The following is a 22,350-nucleotide window of genomic DNA, read 5'->3' on the forward strand; positions in this document are numbered from 1 at the left end:
TATGCAGCTGTCTCCAGTAGAGTATGAGAAACGCTATTTCCTGAGCTTGGAGAGTGTCTAGAAAATCCGGGGCGATTCACCCGCGAAGGCAATGCCCTGACAATCGCACCCTGTGTGGCCGCCCCTACCGACGGAGTACCGAGAATCATGATCCTGGTCATCGAGGGAATCAGCGCCAGCGGCAAGACCACTTGGTGCGCGGAGCATGGAGGCGACCATGTCATCCCCGAAAATGGTGTGTCCGCTGACGAGCCGAATGCGCTGCAAGACCCTGGCGCAGCGGCTGCCTTCTGGGCGGCACGAAATGTCGATCGCTGGCAGTCGGCTCTCATTAAGGAACGAACGTCTTCGTGGGCTCTGTGTGACACTGACCCGCTCAAGCTGCACTACACCTGGGGGCTGTGGCAGATCGGAGAAGTGAGCGAGTCCTACTGGAAACTGGCATTGGCGGCGACACGGGAAACGTTTGCCCGAGGACAAATCGGTTTTGCTGACGCCTACTTTGTTGGCCGCATCGACCCGGAACTGGCTCGCCAGCGTGCTCGGGCCGACACCACTCGGCGTCGGAGCAGATTCGAGCTGAACGTGCGCCTGCAAGACGCTCTTTTGAACTGGTATATCGCCCTCGACCAGGCGCTACCCGGCCGCGTGCATTTTGAGCTGCCTTCAGCCATCCCGGCGCTGACAAACCTCGAAGAGCGCTATGGACTGCAAGCCTTCGACAAAATGATCGCCGCGCTGCCGCTGCCGTAAGCGCCTCTTCGCGCAACTCAGCAAGGTCGTACGCACTCGATTAGAGTCTGGAGATGACAGGTTGCCGTCCGCGCGTGCGCGCCGGACTGCGCTGCGGGCTCCCACGTCCTCTGACAAAGTACGTAGCTTCGCCCGACGGTCATCCATTACCCGCTTCCGATGCCTTTGGGCAACATGCCTGCCATCAATCAAACCGCTGGATATCGAAACATCACAAAGTGCTCATCTGTGGCCACAACGCCCAAGCCTAGCTGTTGATAAAAACGCATCGCTCGCTCGTTGCCCGACTTACCTTTCTGAAGATCACCCGACGGAATCGGTATCGGCCCGCCCCTTCCCTGGAAATCGTAGTCATGGGTTAAACCGCGGCACCGTTCTACTAACTCAATACGATGCGTATCTCGGCCGCCTCGGGATCCGAGGCAAGCTTGAGCAGAGGCCATTTCGCCAGCCATCCTTTGGAAGTGAAACGTTCTTGAAAGATCGGGCTTTTCTCTTCATGAAATCTCCACCCCGGCCTGAGTAAAAGACCAAAGAGATCGTCAAGCCCGAGCGGCGCAGCCACTTCGCAAATACCGTCCTCGTTGAGCCTTACAGCTACCGCCGTTGCGGTTTCCACCCAGTAACGCATCGCATCGGTTGATGAAAGGTAGGATTCATCGCCATTGTGAACATGCATCCTCGCCTGGTTTTTTACAGACCAGGTCACAGATGAATCCAGGTTTCTCAGAGCAGCCTCCAGAGCCTTGTCCTTTTCCGGGGAGCAGCAATCCGCGTCAAACCAAATCACGTCAATGTCGGTTGACACAGCAGACGAAGTACGCCCGTGCAAGTCATCCCAAACCGCATTTCGGACAAAGCCCGCCCCTATCCAACAATCGGGTAAACCCAGAGAACGGACGAGTTCCAGCAGGCGCCAACGGATCGGATCACTCGAGATGATTTTTTGGATTTTCGACGCATTGTCCACTCAGGGTTCCTCACCAGGCTGGTTGGCATCTATCGCAAGCTGAAAGTCCACGTCATAGATCCCCCTCGCCGCGCGAAGGGTCACCGGATTTGTGATCGGCCTCACGTCACTCAATTCACAAGCGAGCCAGCCCTCCGAAAAATGGGTCGCACACGCCGCCTGCATGTCGGCAAGGACGAACGGGCGAACTGCTTTCACCCGCACGATTGCGACGGCAATGCCGTCATCGTCTTCGTCACCGTCGGTGTGGAGAAATCGCCCGTTTTCGACAATCAGCAGATCTTCCGTAGGCGCCAGGTCTGGCCGCCAGCAACGAATTTCGAGGGTTTTCTCTCCAGAAGCGATTCGACTTCCATTGGGGCGCACAATCGATAACGTCTTGATGGTTCTCTCCTACGATGCTTCGCGTCATGTGGATCACTGCGGGGCGACCGGTGATGAGCGCTGCAAGTCGCAGGCCAGGTCAAGTAACAACCGTCCGGGCGAAGCGCCTATCAACAACGCTCGCTTGAGTCTGCTGTAACGGTTCAAGCCCTTGCGGGACCACTCGCCATCGGCACGCCGACACAGATAGTAAAGCGCAACCATCATCGGGCGAATGGTCGCAACGCTCACCAACTCGCCTTTAGCATGTGGCGGCGCTACGAGGGGCTCACTCAGCAGCGCGCATCGCTGGCGACTGATCGCTCGAGCTCCGTCTGAAAAGGCGAGATAGACAGCCTGTCGGATTGACGAAACCGCTGCGGCTGCCGCTCGGTCAACCTCTCGTCCGATTGCACGGCAGGGATTTTTACCTACTCATGCCGTGTACGAACGATCTGCCCAGACTGCTATTGCTGATTGCGAGGGTCATCCATGATTGGTGTCGTCATCCCAGCTCATAATGAAGAGCGTTGCCTGCGAGCCTGTCTGCGAAGCGTGCTGGTGGCAGCGGCTCATCCGCAGCTGGACGCAGAGCGCGTTTACATTGAGGTGGTGTTGGACAGTTGCAGCGATCGCTCACACATGAGCGCCGATGGCTTCCCCGTCACGGACATAGACGTGCAGGCACGCAGCGTCGGGGTTGCCCGCGCACGACTCGATTTCCGCGCACAAGGCGGTATTGGCTGTTACCTGTCGAAGTTGGCGAACAGCGCATGAAGGTAATCACTCTGGTGCACGGCCGCAGCGCTCACCTGGCCAACCTGATCCAGGGCCTGGAATCTTCCAGCCTTATCCCGCAGGGGTTGTGGATCGTGCATATGAACGAGCCGCCTGGCGCATTCACCAGCCGCGTGTTTCCGATTCACACTCTGCAGGTGGATGAACCCGCCGGCTTGCCATTGGCCAGGGCGCGCAACAGCGTGACCGCACTCGACCCTGCGGCGCCGTGGGTTTTTCTCGACGTGGACTGCATTCCTGCACACGACCTGTTGGCGTATTACCGCGACGGCCTGCAAGCAGAACCCGATGCGCTGCACATGGGCCAGGTTCGCTACCTGCCTCAGGGCGCCAATCGTCCAGGCTGGAACGAAGCGGCGCTTCATGCGCAGGGCGTCGAGCACCCGCTGGCGCGGTTTCGCACCGGACCGGGCAGCAAACTGCCTCATCATCTGTTCTGGTCACTGAACTTTGCCTGCCGGGGCAGCACCTTCGCGCGTATAGGCGGGTTCGATGAGCATTATCGGGGTTACGGCGGCGAAGATACCGACTTCGCTTTCCGGGCGCGCTACGAGGGCGTGCCGCTGTTCGACAATGCGGCGATGGCGTTCCATCAGTACCACCCCACCTACGATCCGCCGTTGAACCACTTCGCCGACATCGTCGCCAACGCGCAACGCTTCCATCGCCGCTGGGGGGTATGGCCCATGGAAGGCTGGTTACGCGCGTTCTGCGAGCTGGGCTTGCTGCACTGGACCGACGAGGGCCTCGAAATCATTCAGGCGCCGTCTGCCGAACGCGTGGCACAGGCGCTGAATATTAGCCGCCTGGGCTTCTGATCATCGCCAGCGTGGCTTCGATAAGCCGTGCCGCGCGCGCCGCAGCCTCTGCGTCGGCCCAGCCACGCCAGTGACCAGGGTCGAGCCCACGTGCTGCGTCGAGCAAGGCTCGCCATTGGGGTGCTGCCGGCCAGCCATGCTCCAGCCCTATGGCCACGTTCAACTCATTCAAGCGCCGTGCCTGCAGCCGCTGCTCGTCAAAGGGACGGTCTTCGGCCACGGCAATGTAGCGGCAACCGAGCGAAGCCGCTTCGCCCACGAGGCTATCGCTGGCGCTGCCGACCACGACTTCAGCGCTGCGCATCTCCTCTTGTGGGTGGCGTAAGTGCCCGAGCCAGTGCAGGTTGGACATTGCCATGCCGGGCTCCAGACCACCGGCTACGCGAAACTGCCATTCGGGGCACTGGCGCGCCACCGCTTCGATCAATGCAGCCGACAGCCCGGTGCCGCCATGCCCAGTGATAATCAGCACCTGTCCGGCTTGCGGCGCGGCGCAAGGCGCGCCGGCAAAACGCGAGAGCCAGCCGCTGTAAGTCGTCTTCTCGCGCAGCCACTGCCGCGTTTCGGGCGCCTCCATGGTGGCCGGATAAGGCGCCAACAGTGCGCTGGCGCTGTCATACGCCAGGCGGTGAGCAGCATCGTCACGCAAGCCATGCTGGCGCACATACACAACCGGCACCGCGCACAGCCGCGCGAACAAGGCGATTTCCACCGACACATCCACCACCAGCAAGCAGGGCCAGTGCTCGACAAACCAGTGAGCGAGCATCGCCATGCGCTCGCGCACACCGTCCACCGCCAGTGGCGCATAGTGCATCACATCGAAGCTCTCGACGCGCATGCCCTGCGCCGTGTCGCCCGGCAGCTGCAACCTGTGCACGCCAGCAGGCAGTTCGCCGGGCAATTGCGAGCCAATCAGCGTCACCGGCACGCACAATGCCTGAGCGATGTGCGCGGCCCGCACGCCATGGCCGGCGCCATGGTGGTGAACGTAGTAGCCGACCTGGGGCTCAGGCATGTTGCGCTGCCACTTCAGCAAGCAAAGCTTCGTAACGGTCCAGCATCAGGCTCTGATTCCATAGGGCTTCGGCCCGAGCCCGGCAGGCTGGTCGCGATTTCCCACGAGCGACTGCAATGGCGGCGGCAAGCGCCACCACGTCATTGGGCGGCGCCAGGCAACCGACCTCGTCGCTGATGAGGTCCCGCATGGCCCCGCGATCGAAGGCGGCGACGGGGGTGCCACAGGCCAGCGCTTCGGCGACCACCAGGCCGAAGGGTTCATCCCAGCAAGGGGTCACCAGGGCCACCGCGGCGCTCGCCAGTTCGGCCGCAAGCTCCGGCCGCTGCAAATGGCCCAGGTACTCGATACCCGGACCCAGCCGAGGCTCGATCTGCGACCTGAAATAATGCTCGTCCACCGCTTGCCCCGCCAACCGCAGAATCATGCCGGCCTGGCGCGCGGCGTCGATGGCCAGATGTGCGCCCTTGTCCGGTACCAGCCGACCAGACCACAGGGCGTGTTCACCCACCGTCGCGGCGGGCTGCCAACTGTGCAGATCGATGCCGTTGGGGATCAGTGCGCACTGCGGGACCAAGTCGCTCCATTTCTGCGCGTTGGTTGCCGAAAGCGTGCTGAAACGACCGGCCTGGCGCCCGCCGCGCAACGCATTGATCATCTCGAAGAACGGCGGGGTGTGCAGCACGGTCAGCATCGGCGTGCGAATCATTGACGCCATGGTCACGGGCACGTAGTGCAGGCTGTTATTGAAGATCACATCGAAGCCGTAATCGTCGATCCCCTGCATGAGCTTCAGGTAGGCATGGTGTTCGGCGATATAGGCGCTACTCAGGCTGGCTTGGCGACATAGCGCCTCGTCCGGCACGGCCACCGCCTCCAGCTCCGCCGCGCTGCCACCCCTGGCGAACAGGGTCACGGCGTGGCCGCGCGCGCGCAAGCCGAGCGTCACGTCATAGGTGAACGCCTCCAGCCCGCCCGCAAACGGTTGGCACACCGGAAACTTGATATGGGTGAGCACGCCGATGCGCAGTGGCTGATGTCCGCCTGCCAAAAGTGTTTGGGGTATCTTTTCCTGGTAGCTGCGCCACATGCCCTGCCTCCTTATCGTTACTCATTCAGGCGGCGGCGAACGGCATTGGTTCCGCGAAGATGCCGCAGCGTTTTTTCATACGATCGGCAAGGTGCAAACATGCGGTGTCGAAAACGGGAGGATGATTGTGCAAGTGACGAGTCCCAAGCCGGCGGAGGCAGTCGTCTTCAAGGGTGGCGCTGGGGTGGCAGCATCCGGTCCAGCATGCCATCGCGGCGTACCGCCACATGCCAGACGGTCGCTGCCACGTGCAGCGCGATCAGCCCGTAAACCGCGAATTGACACCACACGTGCACCGTGTCGGCGAGGATTCCCAGGCGTTCATTGTGGGCAAACCCGGGCAGCGCAATCACTCTGAAAAACGGCACGTCCTGGCCGTTGCCCGCCATCAGGTAGCCTGTGACGGGCATCACCAGCAGCACGGCGTAGAGCAAGCCATGATTGAGTCCAGCCAGCACGGCGATCACCCGGCCGGTGCCAGATGGATAAGCCGGCGCACGATGGCGCCAGCGCCAGGTCAGGCGCATCAGCACCATCAACAGCACGCTGATGCCCATGGACTCGTGGGCCATGTACCAGAAGACGCGCACCGGACCCGGTGGGAAATTCTCCGCGACCCAGACAAACGGCAGCAGCAGGCACAATGCTGCGACAGTCAGCCAGTGCAGCGCCTGAGCGACTCCGGTGTATCGCTCCATGGAAATGCTCGCTCCCCTCGATGACAGCTGCCAAGACGCAAGATTAGCTCATGTGGCGAGCCAGGCAGATGTCAACGCCGATCGTCATTGCGGTTGATGTTCAGGACTCTCGCGCCCGGCTGTTGCTGCTTCACTCAGCAAGGCCAACCCCTCAAGCACCGCAGCAGAATCGGTCAGCGCCCCAAATATTCCATTCTCGACGGTCACCATGTGCAACGCCGCATCGTGGGCGTATTGATCGCCGCTGGCGCAGGCATCCGAGATGGTCAGGCACTGGAAGTTTCGATCACATGCCTCACGCAGCGTCGTGTGCACGCAGACGTCGGTGGTGCAACCACTGAACATGAGATGGGTAATGCCCCGCGCATGCAGGACATGCTCAAGATCGGTGTAGGTGAAAGCGCTGTTGCAAGTCTTGTCGACGATGATGTCGTCTGGCGCAACGTCCAGATCGGCCACCAGTTGAAAGCCAGGACTGCAACGCAACAGAACATCGGTGCCTTCCAGCCCTGCCCGCTTGCGCCGCCACTTTTCATAAGGGGTCATGTCCGCGAGGTCTGCCCGATAGCCTTGCCGGGTATGGATGATCTGAATGCCCACCGACCGGGCCTTCTGAATGAGCCTGTTCACGGTCGGAAGAATGGCCCGCAGTGGCGAAGGATCGTACCCGCTCCTGGCGAAATAGCCTGTCGTGGACAGGAAATCCTCCTGAAGATCGATCACCAGAAGCGCCGTGGTCCTGGGATCGAGTCGACCATCGTAGGGATAATCGAAGGGCCGCGCTGTGATCATTGCTTTGCTCCAGATATCGAGCCTGCGCCGAGGGGAGGCTACTGTATGGTCGTTTGTTTGCGAGTCTGTGCCTGATCAGAGGCAAGTTATTTCGCTACGATCGTCTGCTGTCTATAGAGACATCGTGGTCGTCAAGTTGCAAGGACGCACCCCCATTTGCCTAGCGAGGAATCAATATGTTCGACAGTGCAGCTGTCCTGACCGTTTTCTGGGTCTATCTGGCGGGCGTGGTCATTCCCGGGCCCAACTTCGTCGCCGTTGTGCACAAGGCCGTGGCCGCCACTCGGGTCGAGGCGTTGGCGTTGGTCGCCGGGATCGTGACGGTGAACCTCTTCTGGTCCAGCTGCGCAATCACCGGCCTGGGTATTGTGTTCGCTGCGTTCCCTTGGGCGGCATTAGTGATCAAAGTGCTTGGGGCGGCGTACCTGATGTGGTTTGGCATGCGTCTGATCCTGAATGCAGGCAGGCCTCAGGTTTTGCGCGTTGATGAAGCCTTGACCGGCAGCTTCCGGGAGTCCTTCTTTCAAGGCGTCGTGACCAACATCGGCAATCCGAAATCCATGGCGTTCTATGCTGCGGTCTTTTCAGCGGCTGCTCCTGCCCATGTCTCGGTCTACACCTTCGCATCCATGCTGGCCGTGGTGGTGGGCGTCTCGTTGAGTTGGTATGGCCTCGTCGCCATTGCCCTGTCGCAACCGAGGATCTCGTTGGCTTATCAGAAGGCCAGGAAAGTCATCGATCGCTTGTGCGGTGGACTGATTCTGGGCTTGGGCGTGCGGCAGCTGACTTGAGCGTTGCAGGCGCGATGGTCAGGGCCTTTTTAGCCGTCATCTCGAAAGAAAGGAGCGGCGGCAAAAGCCTCCGCCCGTACGCCATGCAGTGGCGTCATGAACCATCGCTCATCGACGCCACACCTGCCCTTCCCCACTCACCACCCACGGCGAGCGATCGGCAACGATATGCACCCCGCCAACCCAACGCTCTGCTGGCGCATGATCGAGCCAGTTCGCCTGTCCGCGCAGTACGTGCTCACCCAGGGAAGTGATTCGCACAACGCGCTTTTGCCACTCGCCTCCTGGCTGTTCGTGAACCAGCGGCTGTGGAGCATCGATCAGGGGCTGCAGCAGCGCGTGGAACATCAGATCACCTAAATAAGGCAGAGGCTCATAGCGCATCATCAGATGGCCGAAAACCTTGCCAGCAGGGAGTTCGCCATGCTCGGCGAGAATGCGAAGGACCAATCGCTGGGTCAGGCTCAAGCCATCATCGGCGCCGGGAAGCTCTTGCAGTTGCCTTGCCAACGCAGGCCCGAGTAGCGGCAGCACGGGATGCATTTGTGCTGCAAGGCGTGCCCAATCGTTTGGGTCTGTGGCGGTGTAGGCCGCCCAGGCGTCACGGGCCAGTGCCAAAGCGTCTTCACCGAGCGAGCGCCGTTGCGGCCAGAGCCAGGCGAGCAAGTCCGGGGCCAGTTGCCCTATGCCTATAAATCGTTCCACGCCGGGCACCCGATTGATCTCGATCAATTCGAGTCTGCGCGGCACAGCCGGCAGGCTCGCCAGTAGCCGCATCAGGAACAATTGATCGTAGGCGTCGCCCTCGCACCACAGCACCAGCTCGCTATCTGCATTGAGCTGCGCCAGTGCCTCACGCTGTATGGCCTGGCGCTGTTGGATATCGCGGGTAGACAGCCCAAATGCCTGCGCGGCGAAGGCCGCTCGCACTGACCAGTAATCATCGTCAGGCAACGCGGGAACCGGGCCCATGACCATCGGATCATCAAACATATGAAACGAACCCGAGAAGCCGGCAATGCGCAGGCTGTGCTCGATGTCGTTACCGCAGCGCCAATGCTGGACCGTCGCTTCGCCCGTCGCGGCGAAAGCCGGATGGCGCGCGGCGAACGCAACACCGTCGGCGTGCGCGATCAACCTGGGCCAACTGGCGAAACCGCTCTCGCGGGCCACCAGCCACTGTGTGTCGGCAAGCCGATAGTCAGGACCAGGCAAGCCGAGTGCGTGCAGTTGCGCACGAACATCGTCAGCTTCGTTGTTTTTCAGTGCTTTCAAAAGACGCTTGGCGCGTTTACGCAGCGAGGGTAGATCAAGGAGACCGTGATGACGGGAAGCGCTTGTGGCAGACATGCCAACTCCTTACAGGGCTCGGTCCGCCGACAAGCCGGGAGTTGGAATGAAAAATGGGGGAAGCGTGCCTTGGGTAACCCCTTCGCGCGGACCGCGGGCGCAGCAGACGCCAGGGTGCTGACTTTAACGGGAAAGACTGATGCAGGCAAAGCCCAGCCGTGCACTGGTTTTCTGCCCAGTTCATTGCAGGTGCATACCGGGGCGATGAGGCTGTTGTGTTCAACTGAGCTGTCGCCTTGTGCTGGCAGCATTTTTCCCTTGCGCTGCGCTCGCTTACGCTGACGCCATTGGCCCTGCTCTGCTTTGAAGCCCTGCCACGGGTGATTGCTCCAACGCGGAGCACTTCACCCAGCCACGCACCCGCGCATCTGCCGCAGGCGAGGGCTTTGGAAAGTTGGCACGCTTATTTCATGGCTATTGCCACATCGGCAAGCCGGGGTCCGCTCCTTAAGTCTCGCCTACACATGCGCCCTCGAGTGCGCCAGGTATCGAAGCCTGATCAACCTTTTGCCGGGTCGATCAGGCTTTTTTTATGGATGAAATTCATGCTCGATTCTCGCCCCGCCATCTCTGTCGGCTTTCTGCTGTCTACCGAAGGCACCTATCGGCGCATGGGCCGCAGCGCTTTGCACGGGTTGCAGGATGCGCTGGCGGAGATCAACGCCGAGGTCCACCGTCGCTTCAGGCTCGAGGCGATCTGCGTCGACCCCTTGGGCGAGCCGGCGGCCTATAGCAGCGGTGTCGCGCAATTGCTCGGTGCCGGGGTCAGGCATATCTTCGGCACGACGCTGTCGGCCAGTCGCAAGGAGATCATTCCTGATCTTGATCAGCACGCTGCACTGCTCTGGTATTCCAGCCCCTACGAAGGCTATGAGAGCAGCGAGAGCGTGCTGTACCTGGGCGGCTGCCCCAACCAGACATTGCTGCCGCTGCTGCACTACGCCCTCGCCCAGTTCGGACGGCGGGCGTTTTTGTTGGGTTCCAACTACGTGTGGGGGTGGGAGAGCAATCGCATCGCCCGCGAAATGCTTGAGGCCAACGGCGCCGAGGTCCTGGGTGAAAAATACTGGCATCTGGGCGCAACCGGGTTCGAAGCGCTGATAGAAACCCTGATGCAGGAACGACCAGCGTTCGTGCTCAACAACCTGGTGGGCGAGTCGTCTTACGCCTTTCTCCAACAACTGGACCGCGCCTGCGCAGCGCAAGGGCTGCGCCTGCCGGTGCTGAGCTGCAACCTGACCGAGGCCGAACTCGACGCAGTGGGGCCGATGCATGCCCTGCGCCTGCTGTCATGCGGACCGTTTTTCGAAACCCTGAATACAGCGTTCTGCCAACGCCAGCAACGCCACGGCCCGCGCATCTGTTCGCACTACTACAGCGGCGCCTATGCTGCCCTGCGGCTGTTCGCCGATGCGTTGCAGGCGTGCGCGGATGCGTCGCCCGCAGCCATTTGTGAGCACCTGTTCAGTCATCCCATGGCCAGCGTTCTCGGCACGCTGAGCCTGTCGGCGCGCAATCATCACAGCGCCCTCGCAAGCCACATCGCGGAATTGCGCGAGGGACGCTTTCACATTCTGCATTCGGCCTCGCAACCGGTGGCGGCCGACCCTTATCTGACCGTCACGGATCTGCACGCCGGTGTGGTCGACCGACACGTCGGCAAGGCGGCGCGTTTGAGGATCGTCAAATGAAAGCACGAGCATTTCCTGCCCTGGATCAGGGCCACCTGCTGTTGATCGACTGCGACGAGCGCAGCCAGGCCAACCTGGGTAAAAGTCTGCAGCGCCTGGGGATTCAAGCGCAGGCCTTGCAGCACGACGGCCCTTGCGATACTGGAGGCTGCTTTGCGGCCATCATCGAGATCGAGCATTTCGCCAGCCCGCAGGCGGTTCAGGCGCTGGATGCTGCGGGGATTCCGATCATCGCGCTCACTGCCCACGAAACCCTGTCGCAGATCCAGCGCGCGCTGCAGCTCGGCGCCACGGCGCTGCTCAACAAACCCATCAGCCAGGGTTCGGTGTACACCACGTTAATGATGGCGGTGGGATTGCGCGATCGGCAACGGGAGGACGCCGAGCAGATTGCAGTGCTGCAACGGCGCCTGGCGATGCGCCCGCTGCTGGGCCAGGCGCTGGCCCGCCTGATGGTCACACAGCACATTGACGAGGCGGCCGCCTACGAACGTCTGCGCAGCCTGTCGATGCAGCTCAACCGCCCCATCGAGGCGCTGTGCGTGGACATTCTGGCAACGCGCGATGAGGGCCGCGCATGAACACCCTCAAGGTATTGCTGCAACGACCGGCCGTGGCGCTGTCCTTGCTGTTCATCATGGCCGTGATCGCGCTGGCGGTGCTGGCGCCGTGGCTGAGTCCGTTCGACCCGGACGAACAGTTCGTCGAAGGCCTGTCTATGGAAGGCGCGCCGCTGGCCCCCGCCACGCCGTACTGGATGGGCACCGACCTGCTCGGTCGCGACCTGCTGTCTCGCCTGATCTTCGGCGCGCGCACCTCGCTGTTCATTGGCGTGTTGGCCAATGGCCTGGCGGTGCTGATCGGCACGCTGGTGGGTTTGACCGCAGGCTTCGTGCGCGGCTGGTTGGGCAGTGTGCTGATGCGCCTGACCGACCTGATGATGGCCTTCCCTGCCCTGCTGCTGGCGATTGCCCTCTCGGCGATTTTCCAGCCCAGTGTGTGGATCGTCGCGATGGTGATCGCGATGGTCAACTGGGTGCAGATCGCCCGGGTCATTTATGCCGAAACGGTAGCGCTGAGTGCGCGGGATTTCGTCGCCGTCGAGCGCACCCTCGGTGCCAGTTCGTTGCGCATCCTGTTCTCGCACCTGCTGCCCCATCTGCTGCCGACCATTCTGGTGTGGGCGACGCTGGGCATTTCCACCACCGTGCTGCTGGAGGCCACGCTGTCCTATCTGGGGGTGGGCGTGCAGCCGCCCACGCCAAGCTGGGGCAATATCATTTTCGAAAGCCAGACCTACTTCACTTCGGCGCCCTGGCTGGTGTTCATTCCGGGCGCGGCGATCATCCTGCTGTCGCTGGCCTTCAACCTGGTCGGAGACGCCCTGCGCGACGAACTCGACCCCACACTCAAGGGGCGTCGCTGATGCTGCCGTTCATCTGTCGCCGGATCGGTTATGCGCTGTTGATTCTGCTGGGCGTGACCTTCATCACTTACCTGTTGCTGTTCCTGCTGCCTGCCGATCCCGCGCGGCAGATCGCCGGTCGTAGCGCGACCCCTGAAGTGGTAGCGGCGATCCGTGCGCAGTTGGGGCTGGATCAGCCGTTCTATCAGCAATACGTCGGCTATCTGGGGCATCTGCTACAGGGTGATCTCGGGCGTTCCTACATCCAGCGCACCGCCGTCAGCGAACTGATTGGCGCACGCCTGCAACCTTCTCTGGAGCTGATGGCCGCCGGTATCGGTTTCGAGCTGCTGATCGGCATCAGCCTGGGCATGCTCGCCGCGCTCAAGCGCGACAGTTTCGCCGACAAATTGTTGATGGCGTTTTCGTTCGTGGGGGTGTCGGCGCCGCAATTCATCGCTGCCATGCTGTTCCTGTACTTCTTCGCCGTGAAGCTGGGCTGGTTCCCGTTGGGCGGCTACGGCGGTGCCAGCCATCTGATGCTCCCGGCGCTGACCCTGGGCCTGCTCGGCAGCGGCTGGTACTCGCGCATGGTTCGCTCCTCGATGATCGAAGTGCTGCATCAGGACTTCATCCGCACCGCGCGGGCCAAGGGCCTGAGCCGTGCGCGGGTGATCTTCGTGCATGTACTGCCCAATGCCATCGTGCCGGTGATCCCCATGATCGGCATCGACATCGGTGTGTTCATGGGCGGGCTGGTGGTGGTCGAGTCGGTGTTCGGCTGGCCGGGCATCGGCCAACTCGCCTGGCAGTCCATCCAGCAAGTCGACATTCCAGTCATCGTCGGGGTGACCACGCTGTCTGCGGTCGCCATCGTGCTCGGCAACCTGCTCGCGGATCTGGTGATCCCGCTGGTGGACCCACGCATCGATATCAAGCAGCACTGAATCCATCAACACAACGGGGCATAAGAATGAAAGTCAAAGCGCTGACCCTGGCCGTGGCGGCCACGCTGTTCACCACGCCGCTGTGGGCCGACACGCCCAAGAGCGGAGGCAATCTGGCAGTGACCTACCAGAATGATGTCGCGACGCTGGACCCGGCGATCGGCTATGACTGGCAGAACTGGTCAATGATCAAAAGCCTGTTTGGCCGCTTGATGGACTACAAGCCAGGCACCACCGAACTGGTCAAGAGCCTGGCGCAGGATTACAGCGTGTCGGCCGACGGCCTGGTCTACAGCTTCACCCTGGTCAAGGGAGTGAAGTTTCAGAACGGCCGGGAGCTGGTGGCCGGCGACGTCAAATACTCGCTGGAACGCACGGTCAATCCCAAAACCCAAAGCCCAGGCGCCGGATTTTTCAGCTCGATCGCAGGCTATGAAGACATGACCGCGGGCAAGAGCCAGACCCTGAGCGGCATAAAGGTCATTGACGACCAACACCTGACCATCACCCTCAGTGCGCCGAACGCCACTTTCCTGCACATCATGGCCATCAACTTCGCCTCGGTGGTGCCCAAAGAAGCGGTCGATCAATGGGGCGCCGACTTCGGCAAACACCCGGTGGGCAGCGGCGCGTTCAGCCTGGGCGAGTGGAAACTGGGGCAAAAGCTCGAACTGGTGAAAAACCCCAACTACTTCCAGAAAGGCCTGCCCTACGTCGACAAGATCACCTTCGAAATCGGCCAGGACCCCACGGTGGCGCTGCTGCGCCTGAACAAGGGTGAGGTCGATATCGCGGGCGACGGCGTGCCACCCGCGCAATTTTTGCAGTTCAAGAATGACCCGGCGTCCAAGCAGTTGCTGGTCACCGGCAATCAGTTGCAGACCGGCTACGTGACGCTGAAGACCACTCTGCCGCCGTTCGACAACCTCAAGGTTCGGCAGGCCATCAACATGGCGATCAGCAAAGAGCGCATCGTGCGCATCATCAACGGCCGTGCGGTGCCGGCCAATCAGCCGTTGCCACCGGCGATGCCGGGTTATGACACGCAATACAAGGGGTTCGCCTATGACGTCGAAGGCGCGAAGAAGCTGCTCGCCGACGCCGGCCTGGCCAAGGGCTTCGACACCGAACTCTACGTGATGAACACCGACCCGCAGCCACGTATTGCCCAGTCCATTCAGCAAGACCTGGCCAAGGTGGGCATTCGGGTGCAGATCAAATCCCTGGCCCAGGCCAACGTGATCGCCGCCGGCAGCTCGAAGGATCAGGCGCCCATGGTGTGGTCGGGCGGTATGGCCTGGATCGCCGACTTCCCGGATCCGTCGAACTTCTACGGGCCGATCCTCGGCTGCAGCGGCGCGGTAGAGGGCGGCTGGAACTGGGCGCTGTACTGCAACAAGGCGCTGGATGAGCGCGCAGCCAAGGCCGACGCAATGGCGCGTCCGGAGCAGCAGGCTGAACGCACCGAAGCCTGGAAGAAGATCTTCACCGACGCGATGGCCGATGCTCCCTGGGTGCCGATCTTCAACGAGCAACGCTTCACCGTGCGCTCCAAGCGTTTGGGCGGCGACGATGCGCTGTATGTCGACCCAGTGCATGTGCCGGTCAACTATGACTATATCTGGGTGAAGTGATCACGCCGTGGCCTGCTCCGGGCAATCGCTGCGCAACAGGCCGTCGCCCCCATTGCAATGAGGAACCCACCCATGTGCCAGAACTGCCTGGTCAAGACGATTCACAGCGTCAACAGCCACTTCGGCTGGGATCACAGCTTCACCCCGGTCGAGCGCGTTGCGCCCGGCACCACCTTGCAGATGAGCTGCCGGGACTCGTCCAACGGCTATTTCACTGCCCAGTCGCAGGTGACCGATGTCAGCGCGATGCCCTTCGACCGGATCAACCCCGTAACCGGCCCGATCTACGTGGAAGGCGCCGAACCCGGCGACGTACTCAAGATCACTCTGGACAGCTTCAAGCCCGGCGGCTTCGGCTGGACCGCCAACATCCCCGGTTTCGGTCTGCTGGCCGACCAGTTCCAGACACCAGCCCTGGCCCTCTGGCACTACGACACGCAGACCCTTGCCCCCGCAGCCTTCGGCGAGTTCGCAAAGGTGCCGCTCAAGCCGTTCGCCGGCACCATCGGCGTGGCGCCGGCCGAGGCCGGGCTGCATTCGATCGTGCCGCCGCGGCGTGTGGGCGGCAACCTGGACATCCGTGACCTGGCCGCCGGCAGCGTGTTGTACCTGCCGGTGGAAGTCGCAGGCGCCTTGTTTTCCATCGGCGACACCCACGCCGCGCAAGGCGATGGCGAGGTCTGTGGCACGGCGATCGAAAGCGCGATGGATGTGGTGGTCAAGCTCGACCTGATCAAGCAGACGCCGCTGGCAACGCCGCGTTTCAGCACCCCGGGCCCGGTGACCCGGCATCTTGACAGCGCGGGCTACGAAGCCTTCACCGGTATCGGGCCGGACCTGATGCAGGCCGCTCGCCAGGCCGTCGCCAACACCATCGACTGGCTATGTCGAGAGCACGGGATGCCCGCCGAGCAGGCTTACATGCTGTGTTCGGTGTGTGGCGACCTGCGCATCAGCGAGATCGTCGACCTGCCCAACTGGGTGGTGTCGTTCTACTTTCCAAAGGTGGTATTGAACTGATGCCTAACGACCAGCCCAGCCTGTTGGTGGAACGACTGAGCATCGATGTCGGCGGCGGTGCATCGCGTCGGCGAGTGGTCGACGAACTGAGCTTCGCACTGCACCCGGGCCGTACCCTGTGCATTGCTGGCGAATCGGGCAGCGGCAAGTCGCTGTCGTCACTGGCGATCATGGGTTTGCTGCCCAAGGCGGCGAGCGTTGCGAGTGGCGCGATCCTGTTCGGTGGCCGCGACCTGCTGAGCCTGCCGGAACGTGAAATGCAGGCGTTGCGCGGCAAGCGCATCGGCATGATCTTTCAGGAGCCGATGACCTCCCTCAACCCGCTGCTGACCGTGGGCCAGCAACTGGCCGAGACGTTGCGTCGGCATGAGGCGCTTAGCCGCGATCAGGTCCGCCAACGCTGCCGGGCCATGCTCGACGCCGTGCGCATGCCGCAGGTCGACAAGCGGCTGACGCAGTACCCGCACGAGTTGTCCGGTGGCATGCGCCAGCGGGTGATGATCGCGATGGCCATGCTGTGCCAGCCGCAGGTGCTGATCGCCGATGAACCGACCACGGCGCTGGACGTGACCATTCAGGCGCAGATTCTCGAACTGATGCGCGAGTTGCAGCAACAGTTCGCCACCAGCCTGTTGCTGATCACCCATGACATGGGCGTGGTCGCGGAAATGGCCGACGAAGTGGTGGTGATGAATCAGGGCCGCATGGAAGAGCGCGGCACCTTGCATCAGATCTTCACCGCGCCCCAGGCGCCGTACACGCGCAAACTGCTGGCGGCCGTGCCCGTACTGGGCAGCACGCCGCCCCCCGCGGCATTGGGCGAGCCGCCGGTGGTGCTGGCGGTTCAGGACCTCACCGTGCGCTTCGCCATGCGCCAGGGCTGGTTCGAAACGCCGCGCACGGTGCATGCCGTTGAAGGCGTGAATTTCGAGCTGCGTCAGGGCGAAACACTGGGCCTGGTGGGCGAAAGCGGCTGCGGCAAATCCACCACCGGCAAGGCGTTGATGAACATGCTGAGCTATCAGGGCAGCGTCAAGCTGCTGGGGCAGGAACTCAACGGGCTGCAAGGCGACGCACTGCAACGGGTGCGGCGTGACGTGCAGATGGTGTTTCAGGACCCCTACGCCGCTCTCAACCCGCGCAAGACCGTATTCGATCTGGTGGGCGAGCCGTTGTTGATCCACGACCGCATGCCTGAGCCCCAACGCCGCGAGCGTGTCGCACAACTGCTGCAGCAGGTTGATCTGCCCGCCGAAACGCTGGAACGCTATCCACACCAGTTTTCCGGCGGCCAGCGCCAGCGAATCTGCATCGCCCGCGCCCTTGCGCTCAATCCCAAGGTAATCATTGCCGACGAGTCGGTGTCCGCGCTGGATGTTTCGGTTCAGGCGCAGGTACTGGACCTGCTCGAACGACTGCGCAGCGAGCACGGTTTGAGCTACCTGTTCATTTCTCATGACATGGCGGTGGTCGAGCGAATCTGCCATCGGGTCGCGGTGATGTACGGCGGCCGCATCGTCGAGATCGGCGCACGAGATCAGGTCCTGCACAATCCCCAGCACCCCTACACCCAGCGCCTGCTCGCCGCGGTGCCAGTGCCCCAGGTCGGTCGACGCCGGGACTTCAAGAGTCTGCTCAAGGATCTGGAACGCCCCGACCCGATCAAGCAAGCCGGCTTCGTCGCGCCTGCCCAGCGATTCACTGCGGTGGCGCGCGATCACTGGGTGGCGTTGGAGTGAGTTTCGCGCCCCCATGGCGCACCGATATGGCTGTGGGCCCGTCAAAAGTGCGTAAGCCTATGCTTATTCGATCTATGGTATTTTCCCGATTGCCCGCTAAATTGGCGCGTCCACACGCTGTATACACACTCGCTGTGCCCTGCACCTTCAATCAAGGACCCCGATGCAAATCGCTTCTTTCGCACCATGGACGGCAGCACTGGCGATAGCCACCAGCGCACTTCTGGCAGGTTGTCGCGAGCCCGAAACGACCGCTCCACCTGCCGTGCCGGTGGTGGAAGTCGCCACTGCCACGCCCTCGACACAGTCACGGACTCTGCGCCTGACCGGGCGCACGATTGCCTACCGCAGCGCTCAGGTTCGCGCCCGTGTGCAGGGCATCGTGCACAAACGCGCCTACACCGAAGGCGAGGATGTGAAGGCAGGGCAATTGCTGTTCCGTATCGATCCGGCCCAGTTGAATGTCGAGCTGGCGTCCGCCGAAGCCGAGCATGCGCAAGCGGCGGCGGCCGCCGAGGCGGCAACGGATATCGCGCGTCGATCCAAACAGTTGGTGGACGACCATTCGGTCAGCATGCAGCAGTACCGCAAGGATTTTTTCGCCGAGAAACAGGCACGCGCGATGGAGCAACTGGCGCTGGCGAAAGTGCGCTCCGCACGACTGCAACTGGACTACGCGACCGTCACCTCACCCATCGCGGGCCGCGCGCGCAAGGCGTTGGTCAGCGAAGGGTCAATGGTCGGACAGGACGAAGGCACGCTGTTGACCAACGTCGAGCAGATCGATCCGATCTATGTGGAGTTCGCCCAACCGGGTTCCGATTACCTGGCCCTGCGCAAAGCACATCTGGCGCACCCCGACGACGCCACGGTACAGGCCGTCAGCATCGTGCTGAGCGATGGCAGCCGTTACAGCCTCTGCGGAACGCTGGACTTTTCCGACTCGGCGCTCGACCCGCAAACCGACACCGTGGCGCTTCGCGCCGTATTCAACAACCCCGATCATCTTCTGCTGCCAGGCATGTACGTGCAGGTCGAGCTTGAGCGTGCGAACCCGAACAAGGGGATTCTGATTCCGCAACAGGCATTGGGCCGAGCGGAAAAAGGCGCCTATGTCATGGTGGTGCGGGACGGTATCGCGCACCAGGTCTACGTTCAGGCCGACCACCTCGAGACCAGGCAATGGCGTGTGGACTCCGGTCTTAGCGGGGGGGAGCGCGTGATTCTGGGGGGCAGCGCATTGAAGGACGGGCAGCCTGTGCAAATAAAGGAAGCAGCGGAACCGGCGGCTATCAGCCAGCGATAAGGACAGCATGTCAGCATTTTTCATTGATCGCCCGGTCATGGCCTGGGTGTTGGCGATTCTGCTGTTTCTCAGCGGTGCTTTTGCGCTGACGGATCTGGCGGTCGAACGCTACCCCAATGTCTCGCCACCGCGTATCGGCATCGAAGCCTTTTATCCTGGTGCCTCGCCCCAGGTCGCCGAGCGTACCGTCACCTCTGTCATCGAGCGAGAACTCAGTGGCATTCCCGGCTTGTTGTCGTTCAACTCCAGCAGCACCGAGGGCCACGTCGAAATCGACGTGTTGCTCATTCCAGGTACCAGTACCAAGCTGGCGGCCGTCGAAGTGCAGAACCGGATCAAGCGCGTCGAAGAGCGCCTGCCGGAAAGCGTACGGCGTCAGGGTATCCAGGTCGAACAGAGCAGCCAGAGCCCGCTGCTCTACGTCACGCTGAGCGCCGACAACCCGGACGTGAACGACATTCAGCTCGGCGAGCTTGCCACCAGCCTGGTGCGACCGGCGCTGCTGCGGGTCACCGGCGTCGGCTCGGTGAACCTGTGGAGCCCTGAATATGCCATGCGTATCTGGCCCGATGTTCACAAGCTGACAGCGCTGGGCATCACCACCAACGAGCTGGTGACCGCCGTCAGCCAGCGTAACGAACGTATTCCACTAGGCTCGTTCGGCGCCGCGCCGAGCTCGCCCAATACCGCCCTCACCGCGCCGTTGTCGGTGGAGGAAAACCTCGATACGCCCGAGGCGTTCGCTGACATCCCCTTGCGCGTTAACAGCAATGGCTCGGCGTTGCGAGTGGCGGACGTGGCGCGGGTCGAACTCGGCGCGAGCAACTATTCCTACCCGGCGTTTCTGGAAGGCAAACCTACGGCCGCCATGTCGGTGAGGCTCGCGCCCGGCGCCAACGCGCTGGCCGCCACCGACGAGGTCAAGGCCACGCTGGCGACGCTGTCGGCGCAGCTTCCTGCGGGCATGCATTTACAGACGTCCTTCGACAATTCCGCGTTCGTCAAACTGTCGATGCAGAAGGTCGGCTACACCCTGATCGAAGCCATGGTGCTGGTCTTTCTGGTGATGTGGGTGTTCCTGCGCAGCCTGCGAGCGACATTGATCCCGACCCTGGTGGTGCCGATCGCGCTGAGCGGTACGTGCGCGGTGATGTGGGCGCTGGGTTTTTCCATCAACGTCCTGACCATGTTCGGCATGGTGCTGGCGATCGGCATCCTGGTGGATGACGCTATCGTGGTGGTGGAAAACGTCGAACGCATCATGCAGCAAGAGCAGTTACCGCCGCGGGAGGCGACCCTCAAGGCGATGAGCCAGATCAGCGGGGCCATCGTTGCCATCACCGTAGTGCTGACAGCGGTGTTCCTGCCGATGGCGTTCCTCAATGGTGCAGTCGGTGCGATCTATCGACAGTTCACCGTGGCGCTGGCGGTGCCGATGGCGTTATCGGCCTGGCTGGCGCTGACGCTCACTCCTGCCTTGTGCGTCAGCCTGCTCAAGCCTCACAAAAAGCCGGTTGCACAGGACAAGGCCGCCGTGTTGAGTCAGCGTTTTTACGCCGCCTACGGACGAGCGTTGAAGCGCATTCTCAGTCGTCCCCTACGCTATATGGGGCTGTATGGCGCGCTCCTGGCCGGCGTGGTGTTGCTGTTCATGCAGTTGCCCGGAGGCTTCCTGCCTAACGAGGACGAGGGCCGTTTTTCAGCGGTGATCCTGCTGCCGACCGGCTCGACTCAAGGCGCGACGCGAGCGGTCGTTGAAGAAGTTCAGGACTATATGCGCCATGACGCCAATATCGCCAGCATCTTCGCGGTGCAGGGCTTCAGCTATTTTGGCGACGGCGAAAACGCGGCGATGGTATGGCCGACCATGATTCCCTGGTCCCAACGCACCGAGCCTGACCAACAGATGGCTGCGATTCTGGCGCGCTTCGATGCCCGCTTCAAACATGGCGCCTCCAGCCAGCCCGATGCACTGATCAAAGGACTGCGGCCCCCACCGATCAATAGCCTGGGCACCTCCGCCGGTGTGGAAATGCAACTGCAGGACCGCGCCGGTCTCGGACACGCCGCGCTGATGGCCGCCAAAGATCATTTGCTCAAACTGGCCGGCACGGACCCGGCGCTGGCCAGTGTCGAGTTCTCCGGTCAGGACGACGCGCCGCAATTGCGTGTCAGCATCGATCGGCTCAAGGCGCAGAGCATGGGTGTCGACGTCGCGCAGATCAACCAGACTCTGGAAACCCTCTACGGCTCGCAGTATCTGGGCGACTTCATTCTCGACAATCAGGTGCGGCGGATTCTGGTCCAGGCCCGAAGCGACGACCGTCAGCTGCCGGACAGTCTGCTTGAGGCGCGAGTGCGCAACCAGCGCGGCGATATGGTCCCGTTGAGCTCATTCGTCAGCCTGAAATGGACACGAGGCGCATTGAGCGTCGATCACTACAACGGGTTCCCTTCGCTGGCCATCAGCGGCACCCCTGCCCCCGGCTACAGCACGACACAGGCCATGGAACGACTCGCGCAGCTGGCCGCGCAATTACCGACCGGCATCGGCTATGAGTGGGCCGGCCAATCCTGGCAGGAGCACGCTTCCGGGCAGCAGGTGCCGATACTGTTCGGCCTTTCGATCCTGATCGTGTTCCTGTGTCTGGCGGCGCTTTATGAAAGCTGGTCGGTACCGCTGACCGTCGTCCTGGCCATTCCCCTGGGTGTGCTCGGCACGCTGCTGGCGAGTACCGCACGCGGGTTGCCCAATGACCTGTATTTCAAGGTAGGTGTCATCACCATCATCGGCCTGTGCGCCAAGAACGCGATCCTTATCGTCGAGGTGGCGCAGACGTTGATGAGCGAAGGGCGCAGCACCCGGCAGGCGATACTGGATGCCGCGAGAATGCGTCTACGGCCGATCGTCATGACCTCGCTGGCCTTCATGTTCGGCGTGTTGCCGCTGGTGCTGGCGAGCGGGCCGGGATCAGCGAGCCAGAGAGCCATCGGCACGGCGGTGTTCGGCGGCACCCTCAGCGCCACGCTGCTGACCCTGTACTTCGTCCCGCTGCTGCACAGTCTGATCGCGCCCTGGCGAAACACATCCATCAGCAACGTTTCGCCGCCTGACGATGCCCTGCTCAGCACCGGACCTGCAACATCCGGCGCCGAACGATAAGGGC

At 62.2% G+C, this 22,350-nt stretch carries 21 protein-coding genes; 13 read left to right on the forward strand and 8 right to left on the reverse strand.

The genetic code is table 11. The features are described 5' to 3' along the window. Positions 1-147: 147 nt before the first annotated feature. Entirely contained in the window at positions 148-753 is a 606-nt protein-coding gene (locus CE491_RS03465; protein WP_110946969.1) for a hypothetical protein, read from the forward strand. A gap of 379 nt (positions 754-1,132) precedes the next feature. On the opposite strand, the gene CE491_RS03470 is transcribed toward CE491_RS03465, so the two are convergent. From CE491_RS03470 to CE491_RS30140, 3 genes are read right to left on the reverse strand one after another with little or no spacing between them, the layout of a single operon-like run. Continuing rightward, positions 1,133-1,723, reverse strand: a complete 591-nt coding sequence (locus CE491_RS03470) for a nucleotidyltransferase family protein (protein WP_110946970.1) — start codon at positions 1,721-1,723, stop codon at positions 1,133-1,135. Beyond that, positions 1,724-2,089 carry an ASCH domain-containing protein gene (locus CE491_RS03475; protein WP_234407498.1) on the reverse strand — a complete coding sequence of 122 codons (366 nt, stop codon included), beginning with the start codon at positions 2,087-2,089 and terminating at the stop codon, positions 1,724-1,726. A 51-nt stretch (positions 2,090-2,140) separates the two neighbouring features. Then, positions 2,141-2,338 (reverse strand): hypothetical protein, encoded by a 198-nt coding sequence (locus CE491_RS30140; RefSeq protein WP_199884966.1) that lies wholly within the window; start codon positions 2,336-2,338, stop codon positions 2,141-2,143. A gap of 240 nt (positions 2,339-2,578) precedes the next feature. Here CE491_RS30140 and CE491_RS03480 point away from each other — a divergent pair, with 240 nt between their 5' ends. Together CE491_RS03480 and CE491_RS03485 are read left to right on the forward strand one after the other, a co-directional pair. Next, positions 2,579-2,863 carry a glycosyltransferase family protein gene (locus CE491_RS03480; RefSeq protein ID WP_199884967.1) on the forward strand — a complete coding sequence of 95 codons (285 nt, stop codon included), beginning with the start codon at positions 2,579-2,581 and terminating at the stop codon, positions 2,861-2,863. Beyond that, a complete protein-coding gene (locus CE491_RS03485) occupies positions 2,860-3,702 on the forward strand; it encodes a glycosyltransferase family 2 protein (RefSeq protein ID WP_110946973.1) in 843 nt (280 codons plus the stop codon). Before CE491_RS03480 ends, CE491_RS03485 begins: the two co-directional genes overlap by 4 nt. On the opposite strand, the gene CE491_RS03490 is transcribed toward CE491_RS03485, so the two are convergent. The 4 genes from CE491_RS03490 to CE491_RS03505 form a co-directional block, all read right to left on the reverse strand. Further along, positions 3,683-4,720: a hypothetical protein gene (locus tag CE491_RS03490; protein ID WP_110947001.1), complete on the reverse strand. Its 1,038-nt coding sequence runs from the start codon at positions 4,718-4,720 to the stop codon at positions 3,683-3,685. The two genes, CE491_RS03485 and CE491_RS03490, sit on opposite strands and share 20 nt — an antisense overlap. Then, entirely contained in the window at positions 4,713-5,810 is a 1,098-nt protein-coding gene (locus CE491_RS03495) for a glycosyltransferase (protein ID WP_234407499.1), read from the reverse strand. The genes CE491_RS03490 and CE491_RS03495 overlap by 8 nt, the downstream gene beginning before the upstream one ends. Positions 5,811-5,977: 167 nt before the next feature. Continuing rightward, entirely contained in the window at positions 5,978-6,508 is a 531-nt protein-coding gene (locus CE491_RS03500) for a cytochrome b (protein WP_199884968.1), read from the reverse strand. An 84-nt stretch (positions 6,509-6,592) separates the two neighbouring features. Beyond that, entirely contained in the window at positions 6,593-7,300 is a 708-nt protein-coding gene (locus tag CE491_RS03505) for a cysteine hydrolase family protein (RefSeq protein ID WP_110946975.1), read from the reverse strand. A gap of 176 nt (positions 7,301-7,476) precedes the next feature. Here CE491_RS03505 and CE491_RS03510 point away from each other — a divergent pair, with 176 nt between their 5' ends. After that, positions 7,477-8,091 carry a LysE family translocator gene (locus tag CE491_RS03510; RefSeq protein ID WP_110946976.1) on the forward strand — a complete coding sequence of 205 codons (615 nt, stop codon included), beginning with the start codon at positions 7,477-7,479 and terminating at the stop codon, positions 8,089-8,091. A gap of 108 nt (positions 8,092-8,199) precedes the next feature. Here CE491_RS03510 and CE491_RS03515 read toward each other — a convergent pair whose 3' ends face one another. Then, positions 8,200-9,441, reverse strand: coding sequence for a DUF1835 domain-containing protein (locus CE491_RS03515; RefSeq protein WP_110946977.1), 1,242 nt, complete (start codon positions 9,439-9,441; stop codon positions 8,200-8,202). A gap of 545 nt (positions 9,442-9,986) precedes the next feature. On the opposite strand from CE491_RS03515, the gene CE491_RS03520 reads away from it, so the two are divergent. The 9 genes from CE491_RS03520 to CE491_RS03560 all read left to right on the forward strand — a co-directional run bounded on the left by CE491_RS03520 (position 9,987) and on the right by CE491_RS03560 (position 22,346). Then, complete coding sequence (locus CE491_RS03520) at positions 9,987-11,132, forward strand: transporter substrate-binding protein (protein WP_110946978.1); 1,146 nt, start codon at positions 9,987-9,989, stop codon at positions 11,130-11,132. After that, positions 11,129-11,713 (forward strand): ANTAR domain-containing response regulator, encoded by a 585-nt coding sequence (locus tag CE491_RS03525; protein WP_110946979.1) that lies wholly within the window; start codon positions 11,129-11,131, stop codon positions 11,711-11,713. Before CE491_RS03520 ends, CE491_RS03525 begins: the two co-directional genes overlap by 4 nt. Further along, positions 11,710-12,558 (forward strand): ABC transporter permease, encoded by an 849-nt coding sequence (locus tag CE491_RS03530; RefSeq protein WP_110946980.1) that lies wholly within the window; start codon positions 11,710-11,712, stop codon positions 12,556-12,558. Before CE491_RS03525 ends, CE491_RS03530 begins: the two co-directional genes overlap by 4 nt. Beyond that, positions 12,558-13,484, forward strand: coding sequence for an ABC transporter permease (locus tag CE491_RS03535; RefSeq protein ID WP_110946981.1), 927 nt, complete (start codon positions 12,558-12,560; stop codon positions 13,482-13,484). The genes CE491_RS03530 and CE491_RS03535 overlap by 1 nt, the downstream gene beginning before the upstream one ends. A gap of 26 nt (positions 13,485-13,510) precedes the next feature. After that, a complete protein-coding gene (locus tag CE491_RS03540) occupies positions 13,511-15,118 on the forward strand; it encodes an ABC transporter substrate-binding protein (protein ID WP_110946982.1) in 1,608 nt (535 codons plus the stop codon). 72 nt (positions 15,119-15,190) lie between these two features. Beyond that, positions 15,191-16,138, forward strand: a complete 948-nt coding sequence (locus CE491_RS03545) for an acetamidase/formamidase family protein (protein WP_110946983.1) — start codon at positions 15,191-15,193, stop codon at positions 16,136-16,138. Then, positions 16,138-17,877 (forward strand): ABC transporter ATP-binding protein, encoded by a 1,740-nt coding sequence (locus tag CE491_RS03550; RefSeq protein ID WP_110946984.1) that lies wholly within the window; start codon positions 16,138-16,140, stop codon positions 17,875-17,877. The genes CE491_RS03545 and CE491_RS03550 overlap by 1 nt, the downstream gene beginning before the upstream one ends. Positions 17,878-18,040: 163 nt before the next feature. After that, positions 18,041-19,183, forward strand: a complete 1,143-nt coding sequence (locus tag CE491_RS03555; protein WP_110946985.1) for an efflux RND transporter periplasmic adaptor subunit — start codon at positions 18,041-18,043, stop codon at positions 19,181-19,183. A gap of 7 nt (positions 19,184-19,190) precedes the next feature. Continuing rightward, on the forward strand, positions 19,191-22,346 hold the full coding sequence (locus CE491_RS03560; RefSeq protein WP_110946986.1) for a multidrug efflux RND transporter permease subunit: 3,156 nt from the start codon (positions 19,191-19,193) through the stop codon (positions 22,344-22,346). Positions 22,347-22,350 lie beyond the last annotated feature (4 nt).

The sequence above is a fragment of the Pseudomonas bohemica genome, assembly GCF_002934685.1.
GTDB lineage: Bacteria > Pseudomonadota > Gammaproteobacteria > Pseudomonadales > Pseudomonadaceae > Aquipseudomonas > Aquipseudomonas bohemica.